This is a genomic window from Arthrobacter sp. 01T419 (assembly GCF_056398865.1).
Map to the genome: position 1 here is coordinate 121,251 of NZ_JBFTQF010000010.1, position 10,753 is coordinate 132,003.

A 10,753-nucleotide genomic window follows, 5' to 3' on the forward strand; every position below is an offset into this window, starting at 1 on the left:
ATAGCCAGTCTGTGGCAGCCATCACGTGGCAGCCTCCGGACCTGGCCTCATTTGCAGCCGAAGGCGAAACTAGCGTAATCTAGATCTTCGGTGCTTACGCCAACACTTGGGTTATGCCCCCAGAAACCGTTCACTTGGAACTGACCTTTCATTTGGAACTGTTCGAGGGATGACTCATGGATTCCGTACCGGAGTCCACGGCGTTGAGGCACAGCGTGAACCAGGCCCGTTTTCGGATCGGGGTTCCGCACGCAAATTTAGTAATAAACGTCGAGAGAAGTGAGTGCCCAAGTGGTGTACGCGATTGTCCGCGCAGGCGGCCGCCAAGAAAAGGTTTCCGTTGGAGACTACGTAACCCTGAACCGCGTCCCCGGTGGAGCCGGCAGCACCCTTGAGCTGCCCGCACTGCTCCTGGTGGACGGTGACAAAGTCACGTCCGCCGCTGCGGACCTGGCCAAGGTCAAGGTTACGGCTGAGATCCTCGAAGACCTCCGTGGTCCGAAGATCGTCATCCAGAAGTTCAAGAACAAGACCGGCTACAAGAAGCGCCAGGGTCACCGTCAAGAACTGACCAAGATCAAGATCACCGGTATCAAGTAACCACTGGTTGCTGTTCAGGTTTTCAACAGATTCCCCAGAATTTAAAGGCAGGCATTTCAAATGGCACATAAAAAAGGCGCGAGCTCCACTCGCAACGGTCGTGACTCCAACGCCCAGTACCTTGGCGTAAAGCGCTTCGGTGGCCAGGTCGTTTCCGCAGGCGAGATCATCGTCCGCCAGCGTGGCACCCACTTCCACCCGGGCGCCGGTGTCGGCCGCGGTGGCGACGACACCCTGTTCGCACTGCAGGCCGGTGCGGTTGAGTTCGGTACTCGCCGTGGCCGTCGCGTCGTGAACATCGTTGCTGCTGCAGCTGCAGAGTAATAACAAGTTCTGAACGGGTGGAGCGGGCCGTATGGCCCGCTCCATCTGTCTTTTTAACCGCACTAGAATTTACTAGGGCGCGCGTCGGCACATCAGTCGACAACAGTTATTGGAAGCAGTAATTCCACAAAGAGGAGAAACACGTGGCGACCTTCGTAGACCGGGTAGTACTTCACGTATCCGGCGGAACAGGCGGCCACGGCTGTGTCTCTGTTAAGCGCGAGAAATTCAAGCCCCTCGGCGGTCCCGACGGCGGCAACGGCGGCAACGGCGGCGACGTCATCCTGCGCGTTGACTCCCAGACCACCACGCTGCTTGACTACCACCACGCACCTCACCGCCACGCGACCAACGGCGGCCCGGGCATGGGTGACTGGCGCGGCGGCAAGAACGGTGAAACCCTTGTGCTTCCAGTCCCTGACGGCACCGTGGTCAAGACCAAGGACGGCGTGGTCTTGGCTGACCTCGTAGGCGAAGGCACCGAGTTCGTCGCAGCTGCAGGCGGGCAAGGCGGCCTAGGCAATGCCTCCCTTTCTTCGCAGAAGCGCCGCGCCCCCGGGTTCGCGCTTCTGGGCATCGAAGGCGACTCCAGCGACATCGTCCTTGAACTGAAGTCCATTGCGGATATCGCGCTGGTCGGCTTCCCTTCGGCAGGAAAGTCCAGCCTCATCGCGGCGATGTCCGCCGCGCGTCCCAAGATCGCCGACTACCCGTTTACCACCCTGATCCCCAACCTTGGCGTAGTCCAGGCCGGCGACGTTCGATTCACCATTGCCGATGTTCCCGGACTGATTGAAGGTGCGAGCGAGGGCAAAGGCCTGGGCCACAACTTCCTGCGCCACGTGGAGCGTTGTGCCGCCCTGGTGCACGTCCTGGACTGTGGAACCTTGGAATCGGACAGGGACCCCCTCTCGGATCTCGCGATCATCGAGCAGGAGCTGGACAAATACGCGGTGGACATGAGCTATGCCGGCGTCGACGGCGAAGTGGTCCCCCTGAACGAACGCCCCAAGCTCGTAGTGCTGAACAAAGTGGACTTGCCCGATGGGCGGGACATGGCGGAGTTCGTCCGTCCGGAGCTTGAAGGGCGCGGTTACCGCGTCTTCGAAGTGTCCGCCACGAGCCATGAGGGCCTGCGCCAACTGAGCTTCGCCATGGGCGAGATTGTCATGGCTGCCCGCAAGGCCGTTGCCATTGCGCCCCCCAAGGTGGCAGCGCCTGTGCTCCGCCCCAGGGCCGTCAATGAAACCGGCTTCACAATCCGTCGCGAGGAAAAGAACCTCGAACCGCTCTTCCGCGTGCTGGGGGAGAAGCCGGTCCGCTGGGTAAAGCAGACCGACTTCACCAATGAAGAAGCCATTGGCTACCTCGCCGATCGCCTGGCCAAGCTTGGCATCGAAAACGAGTTGTTCAAGATGGGTGCCGTTCCGGGTGACACCGTGGTGATCGGCGAAGAGGACGGCGTCGTCTTCGACTGGGAGCCCACCATGATGGCGGGCGCCGAACTCCTGGCGACACCTCGTGGAACCGACATCCGCGTGGCCGACATTGGCGACCGTCCCACCCGTTCGCAGAAGCGCGATGAGCAGATCGAACGCCGCGAGGCAAAGGCTGCAGCACGCGCCGAGCTCGAAGCCGAGCGCAAGGCGGGCATCTGGACCGAGTCCGTCAGCGGCCGTCGTCTCCCCAAGCCCCTGAAGGAAAGCGGCCTGGAAGCCGAAAATGACGACTAGCACGGCCCACGTCACTGACGCGACTGAAGACGCCGACGCCGCCGAGCGCCAGGCCCTGGCCGCAGCCAAGCGGATCGTGGTCAAAGTCGGTTCATCCTCACTGACCAGCATCAAGGGTGGCATCTCGGAGAAGGCGCTGACGGCCCTCGTCCACGCTTTGGCCGAGAAGCGCAACTCCGGGACGGAGATCATCCTGGTTTCTTCCGGTGCCATTGCGGCAGGTCTCGCGCCGCTCGGACTGGCCAAGCGTCCCAAGGATCTCGCCACGCAGCAGGCCGCGGCCAGCGTGGGTCAAGGCCTGTTGATGGCGCGCTACTCGCAGGCTTTTGCCGCGCATGGAGTCACAGTCAGCCAGGTCTTACTGACTGCGGATGACTTGATGCGGCGCACGCAGCACAGCAACGCGTACCGGGCGCTGGACCGCTTGCTGAACCTCGGCGTCGTGCCCGTCGTGAACGAAAACGACACCGTGGCAACGCATGAAATCCGTTTCGGCGACAATGACCGGCTGGCCGCCTTGGTGGCGCATCTCGTGCGGGCGGACGCCCTGGTCCTGCTGTCCGACGTCGACGCCCTCTACGACGGTCCGCCGTCGTTGGGTGCCAGACGCATTCCGCTCGTCACCGGTCCCGAGGACCTCGTTGGCGTGACCATCGGCAAGGCCGGCAAAGCCGGCGTCGGTACGGGTGGCATGACCACCAAAGTGGAGGCAGCTTCCATCGCGGCAGGCTCCGGCATCCACGCCCTGGTGACGTCCACAGCGAATGCTGCCGCAGCCCTCGCGGGCGAGGACGTGGGCACGTGGTTTGCCATCAACGGCAACCGCAAACCCGTCCGCCTCTTGTGGTTGGCCCACCTTGCGTCCGTTCGGGGCCGTTTGGTGCTCGACGACGGCGCCGTAAAGGCCGTGTGCGACCGTCACACTTCACTGCTGCCCGCAGGGATTTCCTCGGTAACCGGGGATTTCGAACCGGGCGATCCGGTAGAGATGGTTTCGGCCGAGGGCACCGTGATTGCCAGGGGACTGGTGAACTACTCGTCGGAGGAGCTTCCCCGCATGCTTGGCCGCTCCACCAAGGAGCTTGCCAAGGACCTTGGCCGCGGATATGACCGCGTAGTTGTTCATGTTGACGACCTCGTGCTGGTCCAGCCGTCCCGCTCCACTAAACTTGGAGAATGACTGAGGCCCTAACCCCTGATTCTCCCGTGATAACCGACGCCCTGACTTCCGGCAATGCCGCCCAGGTGCCGGAAACTCCGGAGCTGGGAACCGTGTCGCTCACCCCCGAGCAAGTGGAAGCGGCCGTGCATTCGATTGCGGACCGCTCACGGCAAGCCGCACGGCACATGGGCCAGGCGAACCGTGCCTGGAAGGACCGCGCGCTGCGCGCCATCGGCGTTGCCCTCAAGGAACAGCAGGAGTCAATCCTCGCTGCCAACGCCAAGGATGTTGAGTCAGGGCGCAGCAATGGAACCTCGGCTGCCTTGCTGGACCGATTGACTCTGACCCCTGCGCGAATCGACGGCCTTGTTGCCGCCCTCGAAAACCTGGCAGGCTTGCCGGATCCCGTGGGCAACGTCGTCCGCGGCCAGACTCTCCCCAACGGGCTGCGCTTGCGCCAGATCAACGTGCCCATGGGGGTCGTGGCGGCGATTTACGAGGCCCGCCCCAACGTTACCGTTGACATCGCCGGACTTGCCCTGAAGAGCGGCAACGCTGTGATCCTGCGCGGCGGATCGGCGGCGGGCCACACCAACGCGGCCCTTGTGACCATCCTCCGCGACGCGCTGGAATCCGTTGGGCTGCCGGCCGACGCAGTGCAGACCGTTGACCAGTTTGGCCGCGAGGGCGCCAACGTGCTCATGCGTGCCCGTGGCCGGGTAGACGTGCTGATTCCGCGCGGCGGGCGCGAGCTGATCCAGACTGTGGTGAACAACTCGTCCGTTCCCGTTATCGAGACCGGCGAAGGCAATGTCCATATCTTCATCGACGAGTCTGCCAGCGAAGACATGGCGGTCGATATCCTTCTCAACGCCAAGACCCAGCGCCCCAGCGTCTGCAACACCGTGGAGACGCTCTTGGTGCACTCGAAATCGACTGTGCTGCCCGCCGTCGCGGTCGCGCTGCGTTCGGCTGGCGTCACCCTCCATGTCGATTCCCGCATTCAAGCAGCACTGTCCGGCGCGGTGGACACGGTTCCCGCCGACGACTTCGATTGGGCTACGGAATACATGGACCTCGACCTCGCGGTTGCCATGGTGGATAGCCTCGACGACGCGGTGGCCCACATCCGCAAGTGGTCCACGGGCCACACGGAAGCCATCCTGACGAACAACTTGGCCAACGCGGAGAAATTCATCGCGGATATCGACTCGGCGGCTGTCATCGTGAACGCGTCCACGCGTTTCACTGACGGCGGCGAGCTCGGCTTGGGTGCCGAGGTGGGAATTTCCACGCAGAAACTGCATGCTCGCGGTCCCATGGGCCTCACTGAACTAACAACCACCAAGTGGATCGTCCAGGGTGAAGGCCAGATCCGCGGCTAACAACGCTGTAACATAGAACAGAAGTCGTGAACGGTGGGAGGATCCGCCGTCGAAATCCTTTGAACCGCTAGGGGAGAAAATGCAGTTTCAGCAGATCGCCATTTCCATTCTCGCTCAAGGGGGCGAAACCGGGCATGAGGCACCTGCGCCGCTGTGGGCTGAACCGTGGGTTTTCGGTGTGTCCATGTTCAGCATCCTGCTGGTCCTGATGTTTGTGGCAGTCTCCTACACCAACCTCGGTAACCGTCACGACGCCGTCGACGAGCACTCGGATCCGCACCGCCAGCACCCGGCCAAGCACCCAGGGCTGGGTCACTAACATTTCCGCCGCAAAACCCTTCGAGGAAACGGGGCGCCGACTTCGCCTGGGCGTGATGGGTGGGACATTCGATCCCATTCATCACGGCCACTTGGTTGCTGCCAGCGAGGTTGCTGCAAAATTTCGGCTGGACGAAGTGGTCTTCGTGCCCACCGGACAGCCGTGGCAGAAGTCGAACAAGCAGGTCAGCGAACCTGAGCACCGATACTTGATGACAGTCATTGCTACGGCTTCCAACCCCAATTTCACGGTAAGCCGCGTGGACGTGGACCGCCCCGGTCCCACGTTCACCATCGACACCCTGCGCGACCTCCGGACCCAGCGGCCGGATGCCGATCTGTTCTTCATCACGGGTGCGGACGCCTTGGCGCAGATCCTGTCCTGGAAGGATGTCGACGAGCTTTGGTCCTTGGCGCACTTTGTGGGTGTCACCAGGCCCGGCCATGTTCTTGATGGCATGGGCCGGGAGGACGTCAGTCTCCTGGAAGTGCCTGCCATGGCGATTTCCTCAACGGATTGCCGAGCGCGTGTGGGTGCAGGCAATCCCGTTTGGTACCTCGTGCCTGACGGCGTGGTGCAGTACATCGCTAAATACAGGCTGTACTCTGGCAAACCCGGCATGGGGGAGCCCCTGCATGCTATGACCGGATCAGACCACCAAGCCCGTACTGAGTGAGTTTTGAATGAGCCAGGAACAGCCCCCCATCCGTAGTCGGCGCGACCTTCGGCGAGCCCGGGACGCACGTCTCGAAGAAACCGGCGGAAGCCCCGAAGCGGCGGAGCACGCATCTCCCGACGACGCCGACCACGTGCCCAGGGGCGCTTCGGTCAGTCGGGTGCGCCGCGTGGCCGATGCTCCGGTGGACGCGAAGCCGGCCGCGGAACGTTCATCCCAGGCCCGTGCGCGTGATCGTGCCGCCCTCCGCGCCATCAAGGAACTCGCGGACAAGGAGCAGCAACTTTCCCGGGGCGGTCCACCTACACGCCGTCAGTTGCGCCTGCAGCAGTTGCAGGAGGAAGTTGCCCCCGGCACCTCCTCGATCCCGATTGTCGCTGTACCCGGATCCGGGCCCAGGACGTCCAGCATCCCGGCCCAGGCTTCTGGCGGCGGTGTCCGGGTGACGGCAGGTCCCCCTCCTGGCGCCCCGGAAATGAGTGTGGAGCAGGCCTTGATGGCGCGTGAGCTTCTGGCAGCTCAGGTGAGCAATCAGTCCAACAAGCTTGAGCACATCGCGGCAATGGAATCGGCAGTGCAGAAGGCCTCGGTCCCCGAACCTGGGGTTTCCGGGGCCGAGGTTGAGCCTGCCGATCCTGAGGCCTTGGCTGAACAAATCGCCCAGGCTGAACGCGAGGCGATCCTCAACAAGAGGGCCATGGCCAAGCAGAAGCTTGCTGAGCAGAACAGCCTTCCTCCTGCCCAGGACCGGGTTGAGCCTTCCGCGGCCAGCAACCTCGCCATGGTCACGCCCTTGGAATTCGTCAAGGTCCCGGGCCTGGATCGTCCAGTCATGAAGCCGCCCAGCACCACCTTTGTCCCTCTTGTGACTTCCCCTGCGCCGAAATTGAAGCCTGGGCAGTCGGCGTCGGGCAAACCGCGCAGCCAGCGCGGCCGGGCCGGCGTCTTGGCGCGTGCGGAGGCCGCGGCGAAAGCAGCGGGCCGGCGCCCGGCGTCGGACTCCGCATCGGGGGGCGAAGGGTCTGCCGAAGTTGCCGAGCATCCGCCCATTTCGGCAAGTTCGGCTTACGGACTTGAACCGCTCGACGCCGCGACGGCGGGACTCGGACGCGCCCAGCGTGCCAGGCTCCTGGTCCTGGGGCTCGTTGGCATCGGCGCCGTCGCCCTGATTGCGGGCATCATCATGATCACCAGCGGACTTTCCCGCTGACCACAAAGGCTTTTGCCACCAAACAGGCTTCGTTCATTCTCGAAGCCGCATACAAGGAGTCCCGTGACTGCACATGAACAATCCGTCCTCTTGGCCCGCCACGCCGCCCGCGCGGCCGCGGACAAGCTGGCCGAGGACATCATCGCCTTGGACGTCAGCGAACGTCTGGCTCTTACCGACGTCTTCCTGATCGCGTCCGCTCCGACGGAACGCCAGGTCAACGCCATTGTTGACGGCATCGAGGAAGAGCTGCTCAAGCAGGATCTTCGCCCGGTGCGCCGCGAAGGGCGTTCCGAGGGCCGCTGGGTCCTGCTGGACTACGCAGACATCGTGGTGCACGTCCAGCACTCCGAGGACAGGGTCTTCTACGCCCTGGAACGCCTGTGGAAAGACTGCCCGGTGGTGGATCTGGAACTCGGTGACGACGCCTCGGCGAAGGCTCCTGCCGTCGAGGAATCCTAGGCGCCAGGCGGCAAACCAGCCGAATATGCCCGATTTGGAATTTTCGGAAATGCTGTTCTAAGATATTTGAGTTGCTTCGGAGGAATCTGAAACTGAGCAAGGGCTTGAAGCCCCTGTACGGTTCATGGAGCAGCAAGAATATGGGGCTGTGGCGCAGCTGGTAGCGCACCTGCATGGCATGCAGGGGGTCAGGGGTTCGAGTCCCCTCAGCTCCACTTTGGAGGCCTTGCTTGAAACGTGGATGAGGTTCATGTTTCGGGCAGGGCCTCAACTTTTTGGAAATTGAGAGGGCCATCCTGTTGGGTGGCTCTTTTGTTTTCTCCGCAGCCCTCAACAGAATGGATCATTTTCGCCCAAAGTATTTCGGGTGGTGGCTACGGGCCAGAAGCCGCGGGCTTTCGCTACGGCAGTTCTAGCGCGGGCTACTTTGCCAGCGACGAATTGCCTTTGACCCGAAGTAGACAAGCAGTGCCGCGCCTACGAGGGCGATCGCCCCGGTGGCGTACGACCACCAACCCGCCGCGTTGACAATAAAAGTCACTCCCATGACAGCAACGGCAATGCTGGCGAGGAGCATAGCCCAACCATACGCGCGGGGCGTCGTTGTAGCGTGGGCGTCGGGTGGTTACGAGGAGGCACCTGCAGCGCCTCCGCTCGCGGCCGCGCCATCCCGGAACCGCTGCTCGCTTAGCTGTTGAGTGCATGTAACAGTGGATTCACGTTGTCTGCGTCACTCTTCCAACTGTCTTACCAACCGATTACGGTTTACTATTGGTGCGCATCGCCGTCCGGCGCATTGCCGTCATTCGCGGACCCATCATCGACCGGTAGTCGAGAATATAGGGGGATAGTCCTTGGTAACCATGGCCGATGTCGCACGGATTGCTGGCGTTTCTCGAAGTACCGTGTCCTATGCCCTTAGCGGCGTCCGGCCGATAGCTACCGAAACGCGTGATCGCATCCTGCGGGCGATGTCCGACCTTGGTTATACACCGAACCTCCTTGCGCAGGGCCTGGCTGGTAAGAGGACCGGGATCGTCTCCCTGATTTTCCCGGTGGGAGAACAAGGCATGAGCGTCACGGAATTCGAGTACGTCCAAGGCGCGGCGGAACAGGCGCGCCTTGATGGATACCATCTTCTCCTGTGGCCGATGGATGCTGACGAGTTGGGCGAGATGCAGCGGATCGTGGCTCAAGGCTTGGTGGATGGAATCCTGCTTATGGAGGTCAGGTCATTCGACGAGCGGATTCCGGTCCTGCTTGACACCGGTGTTCCGTTCGTTTCGATCGGACGGCCGACAGATGACGCTGGCCTGGCATTCGTGGATGCGGATTTCGAGGCCATGGGTGATCTTGCTGTGTCGCACCTCGCTGGCCTTGGGCACACGGAAATCGGTCTCGTAACGCATTCGCAGGAGTCGCTGGACGTCGGATACGGCCCAATGGTCCGATCGTGGGATGCCGTCGCGGCCTCCGCGTCGCGTCTCGGCGTGACGGTGCGACTGTTCCCGACCGCGAGCACGCTTGCGGGCGGTCGCGACGTTTTTGAACAGATTCTGGAGACGGCTCCTGAGACAACAGGCCTCGTGATGATCAACGAAGCGGCGACTGCGGGTCTTCTGGGTGCTGCAGCCAAGAATGGTTGGCGCGTCCCCGAGCGTCTATCCCTTGTTGCGATCAACACGAGTGCCGGATCCGCGGAGCGCTTCATGCCGGCCCTGACCACGGCCTCCGCCGAGCCGAAGGCAATGGGACGTGAGGCGGCACAATTTCTATCCCGGCGGGTCAGGGGTGAAGGCACAGATGCCCTGCAATGGCTCGCTGAACCGGTGCTGACCTTGCGCGAAAGCACCACGGTGGCACGCACCACACGACAGTAAATTCCCTTGCCGTTTCCTGCGCAACCCGCCAAAACGACACATGATGACGCGCTCCGATCACACGCGATTGTGATATTTGACACGCCATCCGGGTGCCCACTACTGTCGAGCCATCGACCCGCGTCGACAAGGCGCGTCGACGAAACGGCGATGAGATTCCTCCTGGTACAACATGGCGGATGGTCTCCGATCAGTGTTCCCAGAGACTAAGGATGTAAGTCGTGCTTGGAATCATTCGGTCCCAGTCCTGCATGTTGAAGATGCCCGTCATGGCAGGTAGCCCCGAACGGGAGTTCCCAGGCTCTGTCAGCAGGCACACCAGCCACCGCGTCCCCTTATTCCTGGGCCGTAGCAGCCCGGAATAGAGCGAGGACTAAACCTGGAGACCGCGAGCTGCGCCTGAGCTGCAAGGCCAGGGCACCCGTGGGCCAAGCGTGTCCGCTCAAATATGTAAGCGTTTGCCCTGCACTGGTGGAGCCGTGGAAACCCCTCACCCGATCGGCATCCGATGAGTCCAACCGCTATCCCAGCTATCCCAATTGTCACCAATGAATACAACAACCTCTTGGAGGTACACACCATGGAAACGTTCACCAAGCCGGCCCCGTCCGCGTCCGAAGGCGGCCGGAAGTGAAGGCGATCCGACGGTTCACGGTCCGGACCGTTCTGCCGGAAGCAATCGCCCCACTGGCACRATTGGCGAAAAACTTGCGTTGGTCGTGGCATCTGCCGACGCGTGAACTGTTTTCCGACCTGAATACCCAGGCATGGGAGGAGAGCAATCATGACCCCATGACCTTCCTGGGCCTGGTCAGCCGCGAGGAACTGCATGAGCTCGCAGCGGATGCCGCAGTTGTCGAGCGTGTCCAGCATGCCGCTGCGGATCTTGACCGGTACCTGAGTGAGCCGCGGTGGTACCAGGGCCTGGGTCCGGACGCTCCGGCGTGCATTGCGTATTTCTCCCCTGAGTTCGGCATCACGGAGGTGCTTCCGCAGTATTCC

The 10,753-nt window shown here is 62.3% G+C and carries 12 protein-coding genes and 1 tRNA gene; 12 read left to right on the top strand and 1 reads right to left on the bottom strand.

Annotated elements, in window-relative coordinates; genetic code table 11:
* Positions 1 to 291: 291 nt before the first annotated feature.
* The 10 genes from rplU (at position 292) to AC1DLO_RS15645 (ending at position 8,086) form a co-directional block, all read left to right on the top strand.
* Positions 292 to 600: a 50S ribosomal protein L21 gene (gene rplU / locus AC1DLO_RS15600; RefSeq protein WP_028267456.1), complete on the top strand. Its 309-nt coding sequence runs from the start codon at positions 292 to 294 to the stop codon at positions 598 to 600.
* 60 nt (positions 601 to 660) lie between these two features.
* Complete coding sequence (gene rpmA / locus AC1DLO_RS15605; protein WP_003803426.1) at positions 661 to 924, top strand: 50S ribosomal protein L27; 264 nt, start codon at positions 661 to 663, stop codon at positions 922 to 924.
* Between the two features lie 143 nt (positions 925 to 1,067).
* Positions 1,068 to 2,657 carry a GTPase ObgE gene (obgE, locus tag AC1DLO_RS15610; RefSeq protein ID WP_476890665.1) on the top strand — a complete coding sequence of 530 codons (1,590 nt, stop codon included), beginning with the start codon at positions 1,068 to 1,070 and terminating at the stop codon, positions 2,655 to 2,657.
* Entirely contained in the window at positions 2,647 to 3,837 is a 1,191-nt protein-coding gene (gene proB / locus AC1DLO_RS15615) for a glutamate 5-kinase (protein WP_476890666.1), read from the top strand. The genes obgE and proB overlap by 11 nt, the downstream gene beginning before the upstream one ends.
* Positions 3,834 to 5,204 (top strand): glutamate-5-semialdehyde dehydrogenase, encoded by a 1,371-nt coding sequence (locus tag AC1DLO_RS15620; protein WP_476890667.1) that lies wholly within the window; start codon positions 3,834 to 3,836, stop codon positions 5,202 to 5,204. The genes proB and AC1DLO_RS15620 overlap by 4 nt, the downstream gene beginning before the upstream one ends.
* A 79-nt stretch (positions 5,205 to 5,283) precedes the next feature.
* Positions 5,284 to 5,523 carry a hypothetical protein gene (locus AC1DLO_RS15625; protein ID WP_184741684.1) on the top strand — a complete coding sequence of 80 codons (240 nt, stop codon included), beginning with the start codon at positions 5,284 to 5,286 and terminating at the stop codon, positions 5,521 to 5,523.
* Positions 5,524 to 5,569: 46 nt separating this feature from the next.
* Entirely contained in the window at positions 5,570 to 6,199 is a 630-nt protein-coding gene (gene nadD, locus AC1DLO_RS15630) for a nicotinate-nucleotide adenylyltransferase (RefSeq protein ID WP_260405103.1), read from the top strand.
* 7 nt (positions 6,200 to 6,206) lie between these two features.
* Positions 6,207 to 7,409 carry a hypothetical protein gene (locus AC1DLO_RS15635; RefSeq protein ID WP_476890668.1) on the top strand — a complete coding sequence of 401 codons (1,203 nt, stop codon included), beginning with the start codon at positions 6,207 to 6,209 and terminating at the stop codon, positions 7,407 to 7,409.
* Positions 7,410 to 7,472: 63 nt separating this feature from the next.
* Positions 7,473 to 7,871: a ribosome silencing factor gene (gene rsfS / locus AC1DLO_RS15640; protein WP_059389355.1), complete on the top strand. Its 399-nt coding sequence runs from the start codon at positions 7,473 to 7,475 to the stop codon at positions 7,869 to 7,871.
* A 142-nt stretch (positions 7,872 to 8,013) separates the two neighbouring features.
* Positions 8,014 to 8,086: transfer RNA gene (locus AC1DLO_RS15645), tRNA-Ala, on the top strand.
* Between the two features lie 197 nt (positions 8,087 to 8,283).
* Here AC1DLO_RS15645 and AC1DLO_RS15650 read toward each other — a convergent pair.
* Positions 8,284 to 8,448, bottom strand: coding sequence for a hypothetical protein (locus AC1DLO_RS15650; RefSeq protein ID WP_476891876.1), 165 nt, complete (start codon positions 8,446 to 8,448; stop codon positions 8,284 to 8,286).
* A 286-nt stretch (positions 8,449 to 8,734) separates the two neighbouring features.
* Between AC1DLO_RS15650 and AC1DLO_RS15655 the strand changes: the two genes are divergently transcribed.
* Both AC1DLO_RS15655 and AC1DLO_RS15660 read left to right on the top strand, forming a co-directional pair.
* A complete protein-coding gene (locus tag AC1DLO_RS15655) occupies positions 8,735 to 9,751 on the top strand; it encodes a LacI family DNA-binding transcriptional regulator (protein WP_476891877.1) in 1,017 nt (338 codons plus the stop codon).
* Between the two features lie 630 nt (positions 9,752 to 10,381).
* The coding region (locus AC1DLO_RS15660) for a DUF3417 domain-containing protein (protein ID WP_476914519.1) at positions 10,382 to 10,753 on the top strand (372 nt) is incomplete at its 3' end.